Consider the following 20,678-nt stretch of genomic DNA (forward strand, 5'->3'; position numbering starts at 1 on the left):
GGAAGCGCAGTTTACGAGCTGTAAATGAGCATTCCGAGGTCGTTTTTAACGCGGTATGGCCGCGAGTCAGGAGATCGTAAACAGGTTCTAAGGTTGCGTCGCGACCGGCTGCTGGGTCGACTTGAGCACCTTGCCCGGCACCTGCAGGTTGACCTTGCGCACCGCCTCGACGAAGCCCTGCCAAGGTCGATCGGTGATGCCGAGCAGGCCGAGATGGCCGTTCTCGCCATCGAGCAGACGGCCGCTGGCCGGCTGGTCGAGGTACTGGAACCAGTGCACGCCGACAATGCTCGGTTCTTGCAGGGCCTTGTCGAGGAAGTGGGCATAGGCCGGGCCACGCTCCTCTTCCTTGTACACCTCGCTCACTCCACCCCAGAACGGCCCACGATCACGCGAGCCGAAATGGAACTCGCTGATCAGCAGCGGTTTGTCCAGCGCGCGCAACACGGCGAAGTCATAACCATGCTGCGGCTCACGGGTGTAGAAGTTGAAGCTGACCACGTCGCAATACTGCGCGCAGGCGGCAATCGCCTCAGGCGTGGTGATGGCAAAACGGCCGCCGAGCAACAGGTGATTGGGCGCGTGCCACTTCAGCGAATCGGCGATGGTCTTGAAGTAGGTATCGGCCAGCAGGCGCTGGAAGCTCTGCAGATCGACCTCGATCTGCGGGTACTCCGCGCTTGGCAGCGGCGCCTCGAAACCCGGGTCCTCCATCAGCTCCCAGGCCCCCAACTGGATACCCCAGGCCTTGGACAAGCCATTGTGGTTACGGTACTTGTCACGCAGCTGCTTGAGGAACGCACGCTTGGCCGGCACATCGGTGGTCAGGCGCAGGGTGCTGTAGGCCAGCGCATAGCGCGCCTTGGGATCATCGCCCGGTGCGGCCCAGGCCAGTTCATTGTCGGCGAAGAAGCCGAGCAGCCAGGGGTCATCGCGGCGATCACGACTGGCGATCGCAATGGCCCGCTCGGCCGCCATGGCGAAGCGCGGATCGAAGGGATCGGGCATGCCACCCCACCAGTCGAGGCCGGTGCTGATGGTGGCGTAGTCACCGGAAATCGACAGTGGCACGGTGTAGGGCATGCGTTTGGCCACGCCGAGGGTGTCATCGCTCCAGTTGCCCAGGGTATTGAAACCCCAGGCCTGCAGACGGTCGAGGCTGTGTGCGGTCCAACGGGCGGCATCCAGGCCGGGGGGCGGGCACGGTGTGACGTCCTGTTCGACCGGCGCGGGCGAAGCCGCCAGCGGCGGGGCAACTGCCGGGCAAGGCTGCGCATAGCTGCGCTGCAAGTTGGCCCGGTAGAAGTCGAACCAGCGGCCCTGGTCAAACGCGCGGCCGCGATTCGCACCGGTGGCGCTGCGGCTGTTGCTCTTGCCGTAATAGATGGCCAGTTCTTCGCCTTCCTTGGGCAAGGCACTGAACATGCCCTCGCGACCCTCGACATAGGTACGGCTCTGCCAGGCGCTGACCGCATTGACCCCGAGGGAATAGAACGGATGCCCTTCTGGGGTCACCAGATACCAGCGCTCACCCTGCTTCTCGGTGCGGAAGAAGCCCTTGGCCTCGAAGCGCGGGCCGTTCAGCCAGCCGCCATAGCTATCCTGTTCAGTTTTCGGCTGCAGCCAGGTTTTCAGCTGCGCCTGCTCGCGGCCAGCCGCCTCCCGCAATTGCTGGTCACTGCTGATCTTTTCCGGCCACTGGCCGCGGTTGTACTGGCCCCAGGCATCGATGATGCTGCTGTAGGCGGCCTGCTGCACGGCAGCCAGCGGCTGCACACCGAAACGGCCCAGCAGGATGCTCTGCGGCGAATCCGGGTTAGCCAGCGACAGGCTGACCGAGCTGACCTGGGCCGCACTCAGCTCACCGGCCACGTTTTCCGCCAGCAACACCCGCTGCCCGGCGACGGTGATCGGCATCGGCGGGCCGGCACGCATGCCCTGGGCCAGCGGCGATGTGGCAGCCAGCGGCACCAGCAGGGTTTGCGCCGGCCCGGCGGGCAAGGCGATACGGCTGGTGAGCGACTTGCCATCGCGACTGGTGATGCTGACGTCGAGGGTGATTGCCCAGTCCATCGCATTCTGGATCCGCAGGCTCATGGCCTCGGTCTGCGACCAGTCCCAATCGCCACTCTGCGGCGTCAGCGTCAGGCTCGGCCGCTCGGCGGCGTTGAACACCACGCGGCGCAACACCTCGCCGTCCGCTGTGGGCTCGGCCGTCAGTTGCGGCAGGTTGGCCTGCTCGGTAGCGACCTGCACGGCATCCAGCGGACGGACGAAATTGAACAGGGTCTGTGGCTGCGCGGGCGCAGCAAACAGCGGGGCAGACAGCAACAGGGCAAAGGCGGCGGGCAACGAGCGGCGAATCATGTGACGGGCACTCCGGGACGACGCGCCAGTAGACAACAGGTCGGGCCGCTGATGCCAGTCCGAGTTTATTCCGACTAGCGCTCTACCCGGCCCTTTCCATCGCTCCCGGGCAACCCCAGCAGGCAATCGACCCAGAGATCCAGGCGGCGCTGGGCATGCACCTGCCCCGCACCTGGCGCTTCGTCGGCACTGGCTGCCGTCAGGCGCCGACTGGCCGCCGCCAGTTGCTCGGCGAAATGCGCTACATCCCCCCGCCAGACCAGTACCTCATGGCACAGCCCGAGTTCGGCGGCGCGCCGGGCATTGCTCAGTTGCTCTGGTTGATCGCTGACCAGCAGCAGGATCGGCCGCCGATAGACCTGCGCCACCGACAGCGCGGCCATGCCCGGCGCCGAGATGATCAGCGCGCTATGCGCCGCCGCATCGATCCAGCGCGGATCGCGGGCCAGCCAGCCGGCGCGCCCGGCATAGCCCTCGCCCACCCGCAGACTGGCCAGGCCTGCCTGCGCCAAGCCCTTCTCCAGGCCAGCAGCCAGGGCCGGATCACGGAAGTGCGGGTTGAGGTAGAGCGCCACGCACGACGCCGGCAACCCTGCCGGGCGTTCTGCCAGAGCGACCGGTGTCGGCAGATTGAAGCTGCCGGGCGCAGTTTCACTGGCGTCGAGATAGGCGAAGTCATGCTGCAGACGGGCACGCGCACGCCCCAGTTCGAAGGCGATGGCCGCGGCAAAGGCGCGCGCCAGCCAGGCGGGCAGGCGCCCGTGAAAGTTGCTCTGCAGCGCCTGGCGCAGGCTGGCGCCATACACATGGACGATCTTGCGCCGCCAGCCTGGCAGGCAACCCATCACCAGCAGTGCCGGATGGAAGGAGTCGTTGACCAGCAAGTCGACCCTGGCCAGGTAGCGGCGCAACCGCCAGATATCGCGCAGCATCTGGCGTGGATCGAACAGGTAGCGGGCCACGGTGCGGTCGGTCGCCGCACGCTGCATGTTCTGCTGTTCATCAAACTGCACGGCGTAGTGCCGCGACAGCACCTCGGCCGCGATACCGAACTCGGCGAGGAAAGCCACACCCTCGTCGGAGGTGGTCAGCACCGTCACGTCGGCGCCCTTCGCGCGCAAGGCATGGGTGAGCAGTTGCGCACGCATCAGGTGGCCACGGGCATCGGCGGTGGCCAGGTAGAGAATCCGCGCAGTCATCAGTGGCTCCGTCGCCACCCGCCAGCCCGCAAGCGCAGGGCGACTCCAGCCAGGTACATGGCCACGGCAGCGCTGACGCCCCAGGCGCGGTCCACCGCACGGGCCTCGGCCAGCAGCTGTTGCAGACGCGGCTGCTCATGCTCGGCCACGCTCAGGCCGAGGGTACGCATGCACAAGCGCACATGCTTGCGCTCATCGCTGAGCACCCGGCCGAGCAGGCCCTGCAACGGATGGTCGGCGGGCAGTACCGCGCAATGGCGACTCAGCACCCGTTCGGCCATCTGTTCGGCACACAGGCCGATGGCATAGGCCGGCACCAGCAGGCCCTGCTGGAAATGTGGGGCATGACGACGGGCAATGCGCTGCCAGCGGCGGATCTTGGCCTGACTCAGGCGATCGGGGCGCAACTCGCTGGGCGGCTGCATGCCGCGCTCACGCATGGCCGCGGCGAATAGCGCGCTGTGTTCCTGCTCTTCCAGCAGGTGCTGCTGCACCTGGCGCTCCAGCCAGGCCGGCGGGTTCGCCAGCATTTCATGCTGCAGGGTCTGCTCGGTCGCCTCTTCACCGATCAGGTAGATACGCAGCAACAGCAGCTCGCCGGCACGACTGGCATGCAGCTGGCGCAAGGCGGCGCGTTTGATGCGATCGACCAGAAAGGCCTGCAGACGTGGCCAGCCACCCAGCGGCGGCGCGGCGAACAGCGCCTGTTGCACAGCACTCATGGGGCCGTAACCGGCGCCACAGCATGCTGCTGACCACTGAGCACCAGGCCGATGAAGCTGTCCTGGAGGAATGCCTGGGCAGCCACGCCGGCCTGCGGGTAATCGATCTGCTGGCCGCGATAGCTCAGATAGCCTTTGCCATCGCGCGCACCGAGCAAGAGTTTTTCGTGCTTGGCGAAACCCTCGCTCTGCAGTGGCTGCAGCAGTTCGACCTGCTCCATACCGAAGAGGAACAAATCGCGCTGGATCACCGACAGTGGCAGGCGGCTGCGCAGGGCCTGCAGCTCCAGGCTCCAGCTACCGTTGTGCAGGGTCTTGGCCAGGTCAGCATGCCCTCCCGGCACATGCAGGCTGGCACGTAGCGCCGGCAGTGAGGCCTTGCCCAGGCCCAGCGCAATGGTGATGTCGGCATACTCGGCCTTGGCCGCCTCGACCCGGTTGTCACGCACCTGGACGAACTGCTTGGCCAGCCGCGCAGCGGTCGACGGAGAGGTCAGCACCTGCAGGGCATGATCCGGCTGCAGCAGGGATTGACGCTTGCCCGCCACGTCGGCCTGCACCTGATAGAGATCGACCTGCACCTCGCTCAGATCCCCGGTTACCGGTGCATGGGCGTGCAGGCTGGTGCTCCATTCCTGGCCGTCCTTGCTGATCAGCAGATGCAGGCTGACCGGCACCTGCTGGCCATTCTCTGCCCGCGCCCGGCCATGCAGCAGGACATCGCCGATGACCGTTTCATCGGCGTAATCCTGGTTGTTATGTAACACCAGGGTCTTGCTGGCGCTGTCCAGCTGCGCACGGCTATGGGCATCGTCGAGAGCGATGCGATTGCACTCGCTCAGCGGGGTATCCGCCGTGGCCAGGGGACAACCACTGGCGCTGGCGAACTGGAACACGCCGCGACCCTTGAATTCTTCGGCCAGCGTGATGCCACTGCCCAGGCTCAGGGCCAGCAGCATGGTCAAGCGGGGGAAAGCCAAGCGATGGTTAAACGATCTATTCACGGTAATCCCTTCCGTTAGCGAGGAGCACTCAGGCCCGGTGATAAGACAGCGCCTGGGCATCGGCTGCCGTGCGCCCCAGGGTATTGATGCCGACGCCGCGTGCCAGTGCGCCCGCCATGTCGACCAGCGAGAACGCCAGGATCAGGCCCCGCGCAACCAACCCACGCAGGCCACGCAACGGCGGCAGGTCCTGATGATTGAGTGCACGTTGGCTGAAGTACAGCCGCGCCAGAAGGATGGTCAGCGGCGCCAGCGGGCCGCTGCGAGCCAGCCACTGCAGGCGCTGCGGCAGATAGGCACGCAACAGATAGGGGGTCAGGCCGACCGAGTCCTGGCCACGCATCCAGCGTAGTTTGAGCGCCTCGCCCCGGGTATCCGGCAGGCGGTGCTCGGTATGCGCCGCCGCGGCATAGTGCAGGGCGATACCCGCGGCCTGCAGGTTGAGACCCAGCACCTGGCAATGGGCGCGATACACGCCATCCAGGGCCTGATAGGCGTGCTCGGCAAATACCTCACGGCGAAACACCACGTTGTTGGCGTAGAAGTTACGCGTGGCACCGGTGGCCAGCGGACTGGGGAAATACATGAAGTCGATGGTGGTCAGCGCCGTGCCAGCCAGGCTGTTGCTGTAGCTGGTACGCCCGGCCACCACGGCTGGCGGCTGCTCGGCGCACAAGGGCTGGAGCAGTTGTGCCAGCCAGTCAGCTGCCGGAATGCAGTCGGCGTCGGCGAACACCACGTGATCGCAGCGCTCGGCCTGCACGGCGGCAAAGCCCTGGTTCTTCGCCGCGTAGTAGCCGGTCTGCGCATCGATCAGGACGAACTGCAGAGACAGCCCGGCAGCCTGAACCAGCTCCTTGCACACAGTCTCCGGCAAACCGTCATGGGTCACTATCACCTGGGCCAGTTGCGTCAGCGGCAGGCTCTGCCCTTTCAGGTGTTCGAACAGGCGAGCGAGACTGCCGGCCACTCGCTGCAGGTCGGCGCCGCCGCGCAGGTTGTTGGTTTCCAGTACCAGGGCCGTGCGTGCGGCCAGATCGTGCAGGTTCATCCGTGCTCCCGGGCTGCCAGCGCAGCCAATAGATCAGTTACGTCGCGGCCAGCGTAGCAGCACCCGGCAAGCGCCGGCTTGCAGCAGATCACGCCTGGGGCATACCACGCGCTAGACGGTCGAGCGTTTCATGCGATCGAGCCAGCGGTCCGGTAGCAGGCGGTTGAGCACACGGAACAGCTTGGCCGGCACTGTCACCGGGTAGCGGGTACGCGGCACCCGGCGGTGCAAGGCGTGCAGCACCACCTCGGCCACCGCTTCGGCCGGCAGGGTGTATTTGACCGCCGCGCCCTCCTTGGCCAGGCGTTCCTCCATCTGCGCATAGACTGCCGCATGGGCGCCGCGACTAGTGTCGACATGCTTGCGCAGGGCCAGCAGGCTGTTGGCACGGAAGCGCGCGATGATTGGGCCCGGCTCGATCAGCACCGCCTCGATACCGCTGCCGGTCAGTTCCTGGCGCAGGGTATCGACCAGACCCTCGATGGCAAACTTGGAGGCGTTGTAGGCGCCACGCAGGGGCAGCGCGGCATAGCCAAGCACCGAGCTGTTAAACAGAATCCGCCCGTGACCCTGGCGCCGCATGACCGGCAACACGGCGGCTGTCAGCTCGGCGGGGCCGAACACATTGGTCTCGAACTGCTCGCGCCAGGCCGCGCGCGGCAGATCCTCAATAGCCCCGGGCTGGCCGTAGCCGCCGTTGTTGAACAGCGCATCCAGGGTGCCGCCGGTTTGTTCCAGCACCTGGGCCAGGGCGCTGTGGATGCTGGCCGACTCGTCGAGGTCGAGCTGCAGGGCGTGGAAACCTTCACGCTGCAACTGCGCCACGTCCTCGGCCTGGCGCGCCGAGGCAAACACCTGCCAGCCGGCCGCCCGACAGGCCACGGCCGTGGCGTAGCCAATGCCGGTCGAACAACCGGTGATCAGGATGGAACGGGAAGTCTGGGTCATGCGGCCATCTCCTTGGCGGTGGGTGAGTTGCCTTAGAGCCTGCTCACGATCTTTTGGACTAGAGCCAGGCCAGGCGAAATGGGGCGAGGACGCGGAGTTTACGAAATGTAAATGAGCAGTCCGAGCCCAATTTCAACGCAGCATGGCCGACGGACAAGAGATCGTGGACAGGCTCTCAGCTGATTTCGCGACGAAACGGCGGCAAGGCATTGAGAATCGCCTTGCCGTAGCGCTGGGTCACCACGCGACGATCGAGCAAAGTGATGGTGCCGCGATCTTCTTCGGTGCGCAGCAACCGGCCACAGGCCTGCACCAGCTTGAGCGAGGCATCCGGCACGGCGATTTCCATGAACGGATTGCCGCCGCGCGCCTCGATCCATTCGGCCAGCGCCGCCTCCACCGGGTCGTCCGGCACGGCGAAGGGAATTTTGGCGATCACCACGTGTTCGCAATAGGCGCCGGGCAGGTCGACGCCTTCGGCGAAGCTGGCCAGGCCGAACAGCACGCTCTCCTCACCACTGTCGACCCGTGCCTTGTGCTTGTTCAGGGTTTCCTGCTTGGACAGGTTGCCCTGGATGAACACGCGCTTGCGCCATTCACGGTCAACCCCGTCGAACACGTCCTGCATCTGCTTGCGCGAGGAGAACAGCACCAGGGTGCCGCGCGAACCTTCGACCAGGCTGGCCAGGTCACGGATGATCGCCGCCGTGTGCGCCGCCGCATCGCGCGGGTCGGCCTTGAGATCGGGCACCTTGAGCACCCCGGCATCGGCATGCAGGAAGGGGCTGGGCACTACCGCGGTAACTGCCGCTTTGGGCAGGCCGGCGCGCATGCGGAAGCGGTCGAAACTATTCAGCGCGGTCAGCGTGGCCGAGGTCACCAGGGCACCGTAGGCCACATTCCACAGATTGCGGCGCAGGGTCTCGGCGGCGAGGATCGGGCTGGCGTTGACCTCGATATCGAACAGCGCGCCGCTCTCGGCCAGGGTCAACCAGCGCGCCATCGGCGGGCTGTCTTCCGGGTCTTCAGTGGTGAAGGCGGTCCACAGCTCCCAGTTGCCCTGGGCGCGGGCCAGCAGGCTGCCAAACAGCGGGTACCACTCCTCGGCCTGGTGGCTGGCGATGCCAACGGCGCCCTCGCCGTCCATGGCTTCCTTGAGCAATTCGGTGAGGCGGGTGAACACATCGGTCAGCTGCGAGAAGCCTTTCTTCAGCTCGATGCCCAGCTCGCGCAGATGCTCGGGCACCAGGCCGCCAACAAAGCGGTGACGCGGGCGCTCGCGGCCTTCCATGTCCTCACCGGCCTTGAAGTCGGCCAGCTGCTCGCAGGCGCTGAACATAAATTGCTGCTGGGTGCGCAGATCGCGGGCCAGCTCCGGTACTTTCTCGATCAGCCGACCGAGATCACCGGGCAGCGGATTCTGCGCCAGCAGCTTGGTCAGGTTCTTCTCCACCTGGCCGAGCCAGTCGGCAGTGCTGCGCAGGCGGGTGAAGTGGGCGAAGTGGCCGATGGCCTTGTCCGGCAGGTGGTGGCCTTCGTCGAACACGTAGAGGGTTTCACGCGGGTCGGGCAGTACCGCACCGCCGCCCAGGGCCAGGTCAGCCAGGACCATGTCGTGGTTGGTGACGATCACGTCGACCTTGGTCATGCCCTCACGCGCCTTGTAGAAGGCGCACTGGCCGAAGTTCGGGCAATGGCGGTTGGTGCACTGGCTGTGGTCGGTGCTCAGGCGGCTCCACACCGCATCGTCGAGTTCCTCGCTCCAGCTGTCGCGGTCGCCGTCCCAGCGATTGCCGGCGAGTTTCTCGATCATCCCGGTAAACAGCTTCTGGCTGCTCTCGTCGACATCCAGGCGGAAACCTTCTTCAGCGAACATCTGCGCGGTGGCGCCCTGGGCCTCGCCGTCCTGCAGCAGCATGTCGAGCTTGGACAGGCACAGGTAGCGACCACGGCCCTTGGCCAGGGCGAAGCTGAAGTTGAGGCCGCTGTTGCGCAGCAGGTCCGGCAGATCCTTATGGACGATCTGCTCCTGCAGGGCCACGGTCGCGGTGGCGATCACCAGGCGCTTGCCGGCGGCCTTGGCGATGGGAATCGAAGCCAGAGCATAGGCCACGGTCTTGCCGGTACCGGTGCCCGCTTCCACTGCTACCACGGCAGCCTCGCCATCGCGCTGGCCTTCGTCATTGTGCTGGATGGCACCGAGCACCTTGGCGATCTCGGCGATCATCAGGCGCTGGCCATAGCGCGGCTTGAGGCTCTTGGCTTCGAGGAAACGGCTGTAGGCGCCCTGGATCTGGGACTTGAGTTCGGGACTGAGCATGGGCGCGCAATAGAGACTGGATAAATTCTCAGTAGTTTACCGGCAGGTTATGATGCCGCGCCATGCTTAACCGCCGCCTTTACGGAGAACCCGATGACTGCCTTCGCCGCTGTATACGCCCTGCACCTGCTGGCCGCCCTGATCTGGGTCGGCGGCATGTTCTTCGCCTGGATGATCCTCCGCCCCGCTGCCGTCAGCGTGCTGGAGGCGCCGGCGCGCCTGACCCTGTGGGCCGAGGTGTTCCGCCGTTTCTTCCAGTGGGTGTGGTTCGCCGTGCTGGTGTTGCCGGTATCCGGCATGGGCATGCTGCACCTGCGCTTCGCCGGCTTCGAGACCGCGCCGCGCTACGTGCACATCATGATCGGCCTGTATATCGTCATGCTCGCGCTGTTCCTGCGTATCCAGTTCCTGCAATTGCCGGAACTGCGCCGTGCCATCGCGGCACAGAACTGGCCAGCCGGTGGTGAGGCTCTAGGGCGTATGCGCAAGCTGGTGGGCATCAATCTGCTGATCGGCATGGCGCTGATGGCGATTGCCGCAGCACGACCGCTGTTCTGATGACCGGTTCGACTGGAACGAGATTTTGCGTGGGGAAGCCCCTGCGCTACCGGCATGCCGATAGCGCAGGAACAGACTGCAGTACAAACCGCTAGAACCTTTCTACGATCGGTTACACGCTGCCATACGAGTCAAACCGACCCTGCGCGTTCGATCGTAGCCAAGCTCTTAGAACCTGCCCACGAACTCCTGTCCGTCGGCCATACCGCGTTAAAAGCAGGCTCGGATGCTCATTTACAGCTCGTAAACTCCGCTTCCTCGCCTGCTTTTGCCTTGTCTGGCCCTAGTCCAAAAGATCGTGAACAGGTTCTTAGGGCTGTGCCTCGACCGCCGCTTCTACCCGACGGTTGACGGCTCGACCTTCATCGGTTTCGTTGTCGGCAACAGGTTGCGCTTCGCCATGGCCAACCGACGATACCCGGCCTGCTTCTACACCGTACTGGTTGACCAGTACGTCGCGTACGGCATTGGCACGGCGTTCGGACAAGCCCTGGTTATAGGCATCGGAGCCGACGGAGTCGGTATGACCCTCAACCACGGTGGAGGTCTGCGGGTACTGCTTCATGAAGTCAGCAAGGCTCTGGATATCGGCCATGCTGTCCTCCTTGACCACCGACTTGTCGAAGTCGAACTTCACGTCCAACTCGACACGCACCGCCTCGCTCACCTCGACAACCGGCGCAGCGGGTTCCTCGCCGCTCGGATAGACCGGCAGTGGGCAGCCATTATGGTGAACCGGAGTATTGGGTGGGGTATCGGGGCAACGGTCACGACGGTCGAATACACCATCGTCATCCTGATCGCCGTCCTGGGCATAACAAATCAAGGTTCCAATGACCGCACCGGCCACCGCACCTCCTGCTGCCCAAGCAGAACTTTCGATTGCGCCAAGACCGCCTCCGGCCAAGCCACCAATCGCTGTACAAATCGGCCAGTTCCCTTGGTTTAGCGGCGCATCTCCCGTACTGGAAGTAGTGACGCAACCAGAAAGAACACTGCTGACCAAGAGAAGGGGTACTGCAGCCCTTGAGAGTCTTGTTCTCATGGCGGTGATCTCCTGTGTCACCGGTTGATTACCGGTAACACAGGAGTAAAGACCCGTCCCCCTAAGTGTACAAGCCTGCAGTCGCCGAGATATCAGCTATGCAGGCTGGGGACCCGGCATTACGGACGGGCTTCGACCTCGGCCTCAACACGACGGTTGATGGCGCGACCATCGCTGGTAGCGTTGTCGGCAACCGGGCGGCTCTCGCCATAACCGGCAGCGTTGACGCGATCCGGCGACAGGCCGTACTGGTTGACCAGTACATCACGCACGGCATTGGCACGACGCTCGGACAGACCCTGGTTGTAGGCATCGGTGCCCACGGAGTCGGTGTGCCCTTCAACCACGGTAGTGGTTTGCGGGTACTGACTCATGAAGTCAGCCAGTGCCTTGATGTCGCCTTGGCTTTCGTCCTTGACCGCGGTCTTGTCGAAGTCGAACTTGACGTCCAGTTCAACACGAACCGGCTCGGCAGGCTCAGCAACCACTTCCTCGACAACCTCTTCGACAACGGCCACCTGCTCTTCAGCACCGTGGACCCAGCAATAAGCTGCGGCCATACCAGCGCCAAGCACAGCACCACCACCCGCCCAGCTCGAGCTTTCGATCGCGCCCAGAGCAGCGCCACCTACACCACCGACTGCAGCACAGGTGGGCCAATCGGTTTTCTGCAGGCCGGAGCAACCAGTCAACAGGCCGCTTACCAACAACAGGGGTACAGCTTTCCTTGTAATGCTCATCGTTTTTGCTCTCCTGTAAAAATCGGCACCAAACCGACACTCAAGTAGTAAAGACAGGTGTTTTACAATCCGCCAGCTATTAGGAACTTCACTGACCCACGTCATTACTAGGCCAAATCCTTCCAGCGAGTTAGTCTTTACCTACAAGTTTGGAATTTAGCAATGACTGGCAAACATTCTTCGCGCACCCCGCAACAGGCTCTTGCAGCCCTGCTCGACCACCATGTGCCACAACGCCTGCTTCTGGTAGGCGCCAGTGACCTACCCGCAGTACAAGCCTTCCAGGCTGCCCACCCCGAGATAGAGGTGCACAAGGCCGCTGCCGGAGAACTTCCGGCAGACTTGGCGATGCAGCGCTTCGATCTCGCCCTGGTGGTCGACTGCCTGGAGCACCTGCCCAAACGCACAGCCCTGCAGCTACTCGGTGGCATCCGCAACCTGAACGCCAGCCGCATTGCCGTACTGGTCGATATGCAGGCCTGTGACTGGCAGGAAACCGACTTCTTTGCCCTGGCCTTGCAGGCCAGCGAAAGCTTTCAGCGCGATCAGCAAACGCTCAACCTGTTCACGTACGACCTGCGCGATTACAAGCAGGTTCCGGACTGGCTCAATGCCAAGTTCTGGGCCAATCCGGAAAACTTTGGCAAGTACTGGTGGTAATGCCATGAGTCATGCCTGCCCCTGCGGTAGTGGCAACCTGCTGGAACAATGCTGTGGGCGCTATCACGCTGGCACCCCGGCGCCAAGCGCCGAACTGCTCATGCGCTCGCGCTACAGCGCCTATGTACTGGGCCTGACCGACTATCTGCTGGCGACCACCCTGCCCGCCCAGCAGGCAGACCTCGATCGTGCCGCCATCAGTGCCTGGAGCCTGGGCAGCACCTGGCTCGGTCTGGAGGTGGAAAGCGCCGAACTGCTCGGCGGCCAACCGGAGCATGCCTTCGTCACCTTTACCGCACGCTGGCACGATGACGGCGGCGAGCACAGCCATCGTGAACGCTCGGCCTTCGTCCAGTATCATGCCCGCTGGTACTTCATCGATCCAACCGCGCCACTCAAGGCCGGTCGCAATGATCCCTGCCCTTGCGCCAGTGGCCAGAAGTTCAAGAAGTGCTGCGCGCCCTATCTCTCCTGAACAGAAAAACTCGCCGCACAGGAAAACTCTGCTTCATTTGTTAGCGCAGAGCCCGACAGCAAAGGGCTCCCGCCAACAAGGAGAAGTACATGCACAAGCACAGTGGTTTAACCCTCGCCCTAGCGACGCTGCTATTCGCGAGCACGCTCCAGGCCGCCGATGTTCAGGTCAGCCTGGGCAGTGTGGAACGCGTCACTCGCCTGTTCGCCTACCCCAACAATTGCAGTGTGATCTGCTATCGCGACTGGACGCTGGAGCAGACCGTCGTGCACTACCTCGGACAAAGCCTGCAGCGCGACGGCTACGGCAGCGCCCAGGTCAACGTCAGCAGCGACAGCAATGGCCTCTATGCCAACTTCAGTGGTGTTCCTGCTGATTACGGCCAGCCACTGACCGAGCTGCTGGCCGCTGGAGACCTGGCCTACAGCGGCGCCAGCAAGTTGAATCAGGACGGCAAGTGGCAATTCAGCTGGTACCTGTTTCTGCCCCTGGGCATGGCTCTGGATAACCGGCAAAGCGTCGAGCTGCTGCACTTTCCACCGGATTACTCGCTGACCCAGGCGCAGGACTATTTGCAATCCAAGACCACTGACCGCTGGGCCACGCTGCTCACAGAAAACGGCGTGGCGGCAGAACAGACCCCGGCCTTCCAGACCATCATCGACATTGCCCCCATCGCCGCGCCGGCCAGCGCAGGCAGCGAGCTGGAGGGGGTTTACGACTATTTCACCGATTACCAGAAGCAGATGGTCACCCAACTCACCCGCGGCAAAACGGATAGCGCATTACCTATGGTCGCCTTTGGCGGGCCGGTGCGCGCCTGGGTGAAGGCACAGTACGGGGTCACTCTCGATGTCTTGGGCCTGGGCCAGATCAGTCCCGCGCCAGGGCAGACAGTACCGGTATTGGGCTCCAATCATCCCAGCTATATCTGGTACGCCGCCGACCCGGAAAACTACGACGGCGACGAGCAGAAAGCTGATGCGGCGGGCCTCGCGGTGATGGGCCAGGACATCAGTGCCGCCTGCTGGCAGGCCGACATGGGCCTCAAGCCGGACAACGACCCGAGCCAGACCCTCAGTGCCTGCACGCAGAAGTGGCAGGTCACGCAGAAGGTGCAAACCTGCGAGCTGTTCTACACCTCGATACGCAACCTCACGCCCGAGCAGGCGCAAGCCAAGTGCACGACCAGCGACAGCTGAATGAAAGGCCGCTCGGCACTCTCTGAAGAGCGTTAAGGTCTGCTGCCGTTTCGTTTATGGCCGCGACGGCAACAGACCCTAGCAGCTATTACTCCTGCAGTTTCAGATGGGACGTGTCCGGTGCTGGTGCAGCCGGGGAAGCCTTGGCCTGTCCCATATCACTGCCTACCGGTGCCAGGCTGAACTGCGACAAATCAACGGCCGGTGCCTGCGCATCCGGCTTGTGCTCCTGCAGATCGCTACCCACCGGGGCGATGTCGAAATCCGGCGCCTCGACATCGGCGAAGGCCGCCATGTATTCGTCACGCGGAATCACCCGGGCACCTGGGCGACTGCTGGTCGCCGCTGGTGCAGCTGGTGCAGGCGGTGGCGCCAGCTCGACTTCCTCGATCTGCGCATCGAGGGCCTGGACGATGGCGACAGCCCCGGCCCGTTCGAGGGTCGCCCGATATTTTTCCGCGCCGGCTGCATCCAGATTGCTCTTGATCACGATGCGTCGACCGGAAAACAGCAAGGCTATGCGCTGGGCATCGGCCTGAAACAGCCGCGCCAGATTCTCCTTGACCTGCTCCGCCTGGGCGCCCGGCATAATCTGCCCGGCAAAGGCGATCTCATAGAGGCTCATGGTCACACTCCTGTCTATTTATATGCTCAGTATGACCCAGGTTTTTTTAGCGCAACAACCGGTTGCTACCAAGCAGTCGCTTGGTAAACTTGGACGACATGCAGTATTCAAGATTTAATATCAGGCGCAAATGATAAGAATTACTAGCCTAGCATTACTAATTGCCGTGCTGACCAGTCTCTCGGGGTGCGCCTCCTGGTTCACCGGAGATCTGCAGAAGCCCGTTGTGCGCCTGGTCAAGGTCGACGTGGTCAAGGCCAAGCTGCTGGAACAACGCTTCCTTCTGCGCTTTCGCATCGACAACCCGAATGACTCGAGCCTGTCGGTGAGCAGTCTCGACTATCGCGTAACCCTGAATGATGTGGAGTTGGCTGATGGCGCGGCCAGCACCCGCTTCAGCGTGCCGGCGCACGGCAGCCACGAGTTCGAGATTCCCGTACGCACCAATCTCTGGCGCCACCTCAAAGGCATCGTGCGAGCCCTGGAGAAACTCGACCAGCCGATTCGCTACAGTTTCCAGGGCTCGGTCAAAACCGGCTGGCTGTTCGGTAGTCGCGTGCACCTTTCGCGCAATGGCGAGATAATCCCCGGCGATTACATTCCGGAGTGATTCACCGATGAACCAGCAACCCCATGTCCATGGCCCCGATTGCAACCACGACCATGACCACAGCCACGATCACGATGATCACGGCCATGTACACGGCCCGCATTGCGGTCATGCGCACCAGGAGCCCGTGCGTAACCCGCTGAAGGAAGTCGGGCGCAACGATCCCTGCCCGTGCGGCAGCCAAAAGAAGTTCAAGAAGTGCCACGGCGCCTGAACTGAATAACGGCAGGGCCATGGCGCAACGCCGGCCCTGCCTGCCCCACACAGCCCTACCGCCGCCCCCGCCAGCCCTCTACAATCCGCACCAGTATTCCCACCCCTTCTCGCGCCAGGAGCCAGTCCATGGGTTCGCGCCGTGTTTCTCATTCGCTGAAGCTGATCGCCGCTGCCACTGTAGCCAGCAGCCTGTTTCTCAGTGGCTGCCAGTCGTTTCTCAACAGCCGCTACAGCAGCAGCGTGCATCCGGATCAGGGCATCGTCCGCGTCCAGGGCCTGGCGCAGAGCGTGGTGATTCGACGCAACCCGCTGGGCATGCCGCTGATCGAGACCACCACCTTCCACGATGCGCTGTTCGCGATGGGCTACGTGCATGCCAGCGACCGTCTCAGCCAGATGGTCGGCATGCGCCTGCTGGCCGAGGGTCGCCTGGCCGAGATGAGCGGCCCCGGCGTGCTGGAAGTCGACCGTTTCATGCGTGCGGTCAACCTCAAGCGCAGCGCCGAAGTGCTGTACAAGAACGCTTCGCCGCGGATGAAGAAGCTCTTCGAGGTCTATGCCCGCGGCGTCAACGCTTACCTGTTCCGCTACCAGGACAAGTTGCCGATGGATCTGGCCGAATCCGGCTACCGTCCGGCCTACTGGAAACCGGAAGACTCGGTACTGGTTTTCACCCTGCTCAACTTCGGCCTGGCCGTTAACCTCAAGGAAGAAATCGCCGCCCTGACCCTGAATGGCAAGGTCGGTGCCGACAAGCTGGCCTGGCTGCTACCGACCTATCCGGACGAACCGCTGCCCTTCGAGGAAGCCGAGAAGCTGCGCAGCCTCAACCTAGGCGGGCAAATCCAGGGCCTGGCTGCCATCGACCAGGCCGCCGGCCAGGTGAGCGCGCTGAACATGCTCGGCGTCGCCGCCTCGAACAACTGGGCCATCGCGCCGCAACGCAGCACCAGTGGCAAGAGCCTGCTGGCCAACGACACCCACCTGCCGCTGTCCATGCCTTCGGTGTGGAACTATGTGCAGATCCGCTCGCCGAAATTCCAGGCCGCCGGGGTCTCGATTGCCGGCGTACCGGCGGTGGTCGCCGGCTTCAACGGCAAGCTGGCCTGGGGCATGACCATGGTCATGGGCGACAACCAGGACCTGTTCCTGGAGAAGGTCAAACGCCAAGGCAGCCGCCTCTACTACCTGGCCGACGGCAAGTGGCTGCCCGCCATCGAGCGCCAGGAAACCTTCTTCATCAAGGGACAGCGACCGATCCGCGAAACCGTTTTCGAAACCCGCCACGGCCCGCTGCTCAACTCGGTACTGGGTGAACGCAAGCACCCGCTGCAACCGCTGCAGCTGAACAGTGGCTATGGCCTGGCCCTGCGCACCGCGCAGTTCGAGGAGGATCATTCGCTGGATGCCTTCTTCGACCTGTCCCGCGCGCAATCGGTGGACCAGGCCTTCGAGGCCACCCGCGAAGTCCGCGCCATGGCCCTCAACCTGGTCTTCGCCGACGCCCAGCACATCGGCTGGCAGGTCACCGGCCGTTTCCCCAACCGCAAGCAGGGCCTGGGCCTGATGCCCTCTCCCGGCTGGGATGGTGCCTATGACTGGGACGGCTATGCCGACCCCATGCTCCACCCCTACGACCAGAACCCCATGCAGGGCTGGCTGGGTACCGCCAACCAGCGCACCGTGCCGCGCGGCTACGGCATGCAGCTGTCCAACTCCTGGTTCTACCCGGAGCGCGCCGAGCGCATCGCCCAGCTGGCTGGCGCCGGCAAGCACGACCAGCGCAGCATGATCGCCATGCAGTACGACCAGACCACACCGTTCGCCGGCAAACTGCAGGCAATGTTCGACGCGCCCGGCATGGCCCAGCCGCTGCAAAAAGCCATCGCTGCCCTGCCCGCCGCCGAACGCAGCAAGGCCGAGGAAGCCTACAAACGCCTGATGGCCTTCGACGGCCGCATGAGTGCGACCTCGGCGGACGCGGCCCTGTACGGCGCCTTCCTGCACGAAAGCGCACGGCAGACTTTCCTCGACGAACTGGGCCCGGACGGCAATCCGGCCTGGCAGGCGCTGGTGGAGACCGCCAACGACTCCTATTCGGCCCAGGCCGACCACCTGCTCAGCCGCGACGACAGCCCGTTCTGGGACGACGTCCGTACCACGCAGAAGGAAGACAAACCGGCGATCCTGGCCCGCACCCTGGCCGCCGCCGTGACCTTCGTCGAAGCCAAGCTGGGAACCAATCGCCAGGCCTGGCAGTGGGGCAAGCTGCACCAGTACAGCTGGACCAGCAACGCGACCAAGATGGCGCCCCATCTCGGCGCCAGCGAGCGCAGCAGCATCAATGCCCTCCAAGGCTACCTGGACCGCGGCCCCTACCCGGCCGGCGGCGATCACGGCACCCTCAATGTGGCGGCCTACCACTGGGGCCAGGACTTCGACACCTGGCTGATCCCGGCCATGCGCGTGGTGGTCGACTTTGGCCGCGAGGAGCCGATGATCGGCCTCAACAGCTCTGGCCAGTCCGGCAACCCAGCCAGCCCGCACTATGCCGATGGCATCGACGCCTGGCTCAAGGGCGGCTACATGAGCTTCCCGTTCCAGAGCCGCAACATCGACAAGGTCTACGGCAACAAGCGCCTGCTGTTGATGCCGGGGAAGTAGCGCACGCCGATAGCTTACAGGGCGCCTCAGGGCGCCCTTTTTCATGCAGCCCCGCAGCAGCGCGAGCCATACCGGCCATCATTTCGCTATGCGGCGCGGTGCTTTCGTTAATTGCCAGCAGATATATAGGCTTTCACGTAAATCCTTAAACAGTTTAAAAACAGCCCTTTACAGCTGACTTATCGCACTACACTTCACATTGAGCGGCTAACCCCGCTCCCGGCGGGGTCTTTATTAAAATCAAAAACAGCTGCCAAGCACCCGACCCCGCCGGCACCCTCCGCGAGGGCATCATGGGAATTGCCGCTAACGAACTGTGCCAACACGTCATCCGCCCTACCCTGCTCTATCTCGGGCGCCACTCAGCCACCGCCGAAGCCCTGCTCCTGGGCGCTGCCGCCAGCCAATCGGCACTCGGCGCCGCACTCGACGACCCGCATGGCCATGGCCTGTACCGCATCAGCGAACTGCGCCATCAACTGCTCTGGGACCAGCACCTGGCCCATGACCCGGACCTCGCCAGCCTGGTGCGCGGCCTGGCCAGCCAGCATGCCTTTCTCGGCGCCCCGCACCTGGAGCTGATCGTCAACCTGCGCTACGCCACCGCTATCGCCTGGCTGATGATCGAAGTCGAGCACCCGCAGCTGCCCGCCGCCGACGACCTGCACGGTCTGGCGCGCATCTGGCGGCGCGTGTTCCAGCCGCGCGGTCACCTGCGCGACTTCCTGCGCGCCTGGCACCACTGTGTGCCGGAGCAGCCGCGGGCTGCCTGAAGTCAGGCGATGACGCTCCGGTCACTCGGTCGAATACAGGTGCTTATCGATAACCGATCATCGCCCTGCTTTATTTTCTGACCCATCAGACAGCTACATATCCCTGATTTCATTAACGAATCTTCACGAAAAAGACAGACTTAAGCGGTTGGCAAGCCTTCGCAAAACGCGTAGTTTGCCGCCCTCATTTTTGCTGTTCGTGAGCTTGCTAATGAAACAACTCTGGTGCAAAACCACCCTCGCTCTGGCCATCGGCGCCATTTCCACTCACAGCCTGGGCAATGGAGTTGCCATCAACGAACAAAGCGTCAGCAGCATGGGCACCGCCTTTGCTGGACGTGCGTCGTCTGCGCAGGATGCCACTACCCTGTTCGGCAACCCTGCCGGTCTGAGCAAACTCAAGCGTGCCGAAGTGGTCGGCGGCGTCGGCGTGGTCAAGGCCGATGTCGACATCGACGACGCCAGCGCGTCAACCAGCGAAGGCGACATGGTGCCCACCGCAGCCGTGCCGTTCGCCTATTACGCCAGCCCGCTGAACGAAGACTGGCACTACGGTATCGGCCTGTACGTGCCGTTCGGCCTGATCAGCGACTATGAGAAAGGCTTCGGTGGCCGCTACAAGGGCCAGTACAGCAAGGTCGAAGTGGTCACCCTGCAACCGACCCTGAGCTACCGGATCAACGAGCGCGTTTCCGTCGGCTTAGGCCCGACCATCAACAAGATCAAGGGCAAACTGGTCAACCAGCTGGATAACAGCGCCGCATTCGGCAACGGCGAGACCAAGGTCGGCATCAAGGGCGACGACACCGCTCTGGGCTTCAATGCCGGCGTGCTGGTAGATGTCACCGAGCAACTGGCCTGGGGCCTGACCTACCACTCCAAGGTCGATTACACCCTGGAGGGCCGCACCCGCATCACCGGCGGCGACGGCCCGATCTTCGGCCAGTTCAACGGCGAGTACGACGCCCAGCTGGATTTCACCACCCCGGAAATGGTCGACAGCTCGCTGACCTACAAACTGGATGAGCAGTGGACCCTCTACGGGGGCGCCACCTGGACCCGCTGGAGTCGTCTGCAGGAAATCGTCGTGGAAAACCAGGGCACACCCAGCCTTGGCACGCTGCAGCCGATTGCCGAGGTCAGCGAGCAGCTCCAGTGGCAGGACACCTGGTCCTACGCCATCGGCGCCGCCTACCAGCTGAACCCGCAATGGGTACTGCGCACAGGCTTCGCCCTGGATGCCTCACCGGCCGCCAATGACAACCGTACCGTGCGCATCCCCGTGGGCAACCGCAAGGTGTTCTCCCTCGGTGCCGGCTGGTCGCCCACGGCCGACATGACCATCGACGTGGCCTACACCTACCTGCGCGAGAGCGAGGCCTCGGTCAATCAGCACTCCACCGAGCTGGCCGGTGCGGAAATTGCGCCTGGTTTCAGCGCCACCTACAACAACAGTGCTCATGGCCTGGGCGCACAGGTCACCTACCGTTTCTGACGAC

Annotated in this window: 18 protein-coding genes and 1 pseudogene; 9 read left to right on the forward strand and 10 right to left on the reverse strand. The window is 63.7% G+C overall.

All coding sequences use genetic code 11. The features are described 5' to 3' along the window. Positions 1-87: 87 nt before the first annotated feature. The 7 genes from LRS11_RS19265 to dinG all read right to left on the reverse strand — a co-directional run bounded on the left by LRS11_RS19265 (position 88) and on the right by dinG (position 9,611). The gene (locus LRS11_RS19265; protein ID WP_260494459.1) at positions 88-2,367 is read right to left on the reverse strand and encodes a beta-agarase; all 2,280 of its coding nucleotides are present in this window, start codon (positions 2,365-2,367) and stop codon (positions 88-90) included. A gap of 74 nt (positions 2,368-2,441) precedes the next feature. After that, on the reverse strand, positions 2,442-3,566 hold the full coding sequence (locus LRS11_RS19270; RefSeq protein WP_260494460.1) for a hypothetical protein: 1,125 nt from the start codon (positions 3,564-3,566) through the stop codon (positions 2,442-2,444). Then, a complete protein-coding gene (locus LRS11_RS19275; protein ID WP_260494461.1) occupies positions 3,566-4,288 on the reverse strand; it encodes a hypothetical protein in 723 nt (240 codons plus the stop codon). Before LRS11_RS19275 ends, LRS11_RS19270 begins: the two co-directional genes overlap by 1 nt. Next, the gene (locus LRS11_RS19280; RefSeq protein ID WP_260494462.1) at positions 4,285-5,247 is read right to left on the reverse strand and encodes a hypothetical protein; all 963 of its coding nucleotides are present in this window, start codon (positions 5,245-5,247) and stop codon (positions 4,285-4,287) included. The genes LRS11_RS19275 and LRS11_RS19280 overlap by 4 nt, the downstream gene beginning before the upstream one ends. A gap of 73 nt (positions 5,248-5,320) precedes the next feature. After that, on the reverse strand, positions 5,321-6,343 hold the full coding sequence (locus tag LRS11_RS19285) for a glycosyltransferase family 2 protein (RefSeq protein ID WP_260494463.1): 1,023 nt from the start codon (positions 6,341-6,343) through the stop codon (positions 5,321-5,323). 111 nt (positions 6,344-6,454) lie between these two features. Further along, complete coding sequence (locus tag LRS11_RS19290) at positions 6,455-7,291, reverse strand: SDR family NAD(P)-dependent oxidoreductase (protein ID WP_260494464.1); 837 nt, start codon at positions 7,289-7,291, stop codon at positions 6,455-6,457. A gap of 175 nt (positions 7,292-7,466) precedes the next feature. Beyond that, positions 7,467-9,611 carry an ATP-dependent DNA helicase DinG gene (gene dinG, locus LRS11_RS19295; RefSeq protein WP_260494465.1) on the reverse strand — a complete coding sequence of 715 codons (2,145 nt, stop codon included), beginning with the start codon at positions 9,609-9,611 and terminating at the stop codon, positions 7,467-7,469. Positions 9,612-9,704: 93 nt separating this feature from the next. Here dinG and LRS11_RS19300 point away from each other — a divergent pair, with 93 nt between their 5' ends. Next, positions 9,705-10,169 (forward strand): CopD family protein, encoded by a 465-nt coding sequence (locus LRS11_RS19300; RefSeq protein ID WP_260494466.1) that lies wholly within the window; start codon positions 9,705-9,707, stop codon positions 10,167-10,169. Between the two features lie 310 nt (positions 10,170-10,479). Here LRS11_RS19300 and LRS11_RS19305 read toward each other — a convergent pair whose 3' ends face one another. Together LRS11_RS19305 and LRS11_RS19310 are read right to left on the reverse strand one after the other, a co-directional pair. After that, on the reverse strand, positions 10,480-11,214 hold the full coding sequence (locus LRS11_RS19305) for an OmpA family protein (RefSeq protein ID WP_409519751.1): 735 nt from the start codon (positions 11,212-11,214) through the stop codon (positions 10,480-10,482). Positions 11,215-11,333: 119 nt separating this feature from the next. Then, positions 11,334-11,687 (reverse strand): annotated as a pseudogene (locus tag LRS11_RS19310) (OmpA family protein); the annotation flags it as partial. Between the two features lie 429 nt (positions 11,688-12,116). On the opposite strand from LRS11_RS19310, the gene LRS11_RS19315 reads away from it, so the two are divergent. The 3 genes from LRS11_RS19315 (at position 12,117) to LRS11_RS19325 (ending at position 14,291) form a co-directional block, all read left to right on the forward strand. Then, complete coding sequence (locus LRS11_RS19315) at positions 12,117-12,614, forward strand: DUF6231 family protein (RefSeq protein ID WP_260494467.1); 498 nt, start codon at positions 12,117-12,119, stop codon at positions 12,612-12,614. 4 nt (positions 12,615-12,618) lie between these two features. After that, positions 12,619-13,089: a YchJ family protein gene (locus tag LRS11_RS19320; RefSeq protein WP_260494468.1), complete on the forward strand. Its 471-nt coding sequence runs from the start codon at positions 12,619-12,621 to the stop codon at positions 13,087-13,089. An 89-nt stretch (positions 13,090-13,178) separates the two neighbouring features. Next, positions 13,179-14,291, forward strand: a complete 1,113-nt coding sequence (locus LRS11_RS19325; RefSeq protein WP_260494469.1) for a hypothetical protein — start codon at positions 13,179-13,181, stop codon at positions 14,289-14,291. 88 nt (positions 14,292-14,379) lie between these two features. Here LRS11_RS19325 and LRS11_RS19330 read toward each other — a convergent pair whose 3' ends face one another. Next, on the reverse strand, positions 14,380-14,916 hold the full coding sequence (locus LRS11_RS19330) for a hypothetical protein (RefSeq protein WP_260494470.1): 537 nt from the start codon (positions 14,914-14,916) through the stop codon (positions 14,380-14,382). Between the two features lie 130 nt (positions 14,917-15,046). Between LRS11_RS19330 and LRS11_RS19335 the strand changes: the two genes are divergently transcribed. The 5 genes from LRS11_RS19335 to LRS11_RS19355 all read left to right on the forward strand — a co-directional run bounded on the left by LRS11_RS19335 (position 15,047) and on the right by LRS11_RS19355 (position 20,674). Next, positions 15,047-15,526, forward strand: coding sequence for an LEA type 2 family protein (locus LRS11_RS19335; RefSeq protein WP_260494471.1), 480 nt, complete (start codon positions 15,047-15,049; stop codon positions 15,524-15,526). A gap of 7 nt (positions 15,527-15,533) precedes the next feature. Continuing rightward, positions 15,534-15,740: an SEC-C metal-binding domain-containing protein gene (locus tag LRS11_RS19340; RefSeq protein ID WP_173204997.1), complete on the forward strand. Its 207-nt coding sequence runs from the start codon at positions 15,534-15,536 to the stop codon at positions 15,738-15,740. Between the two features lie 128 nt (positions 15,741-15,868). Beyond that, positions 15,869-18,406: a penicillin acylase family protein gene (locus LRS11_RS19345; RefSeq protein WP_260494472.1), complete on the forward strand. Its 2,538-nt coding sequence runs from the start codon at positions 15,869-15,871 to the stop codon at positions 18,404-18,406. A gap of 293 nt (positions 18,407-18,699) precedes the next feature. Further along, positions 18,700-19,179 (forward strand): hypothetical protein, encoded by a 480-nt coding sequence (locus LRS11_RS19350; protein WP_260494473.1) that lies wholly within the window; start codon positions 18,700-18,702, stop codon positions 19,177-19,179. A 211-nt stretch (positions 19,180-19,390) separates the two neighbouring features. Next, positions 19,391-20,674 carry an outer membrane protein transport protein gene (locus LRS11_RS19355; protein WP_260494474.1) on the forward strand — a complete coding sequence of 428 codons (1,284 nt, stop codon included), beginning with the start codon at positions 19,391-19,393 and terminating at the stop codon, positions 20,672-20,674. Positions 20,675-20,678: the final 4 nt, after the last annotated feature.

Origin of the sequence: Pseudomonas sp. J452 (assembly GCF_024666525.1) — a bacterium.
In the GTDB taxonomy this organism is placed as follows: domain Bacteria; phylum Pseudomonadota; class Gammaproteobacteria; order Pseudomonadales; family Pseudomonadaceae; genus Aquipseudomonas.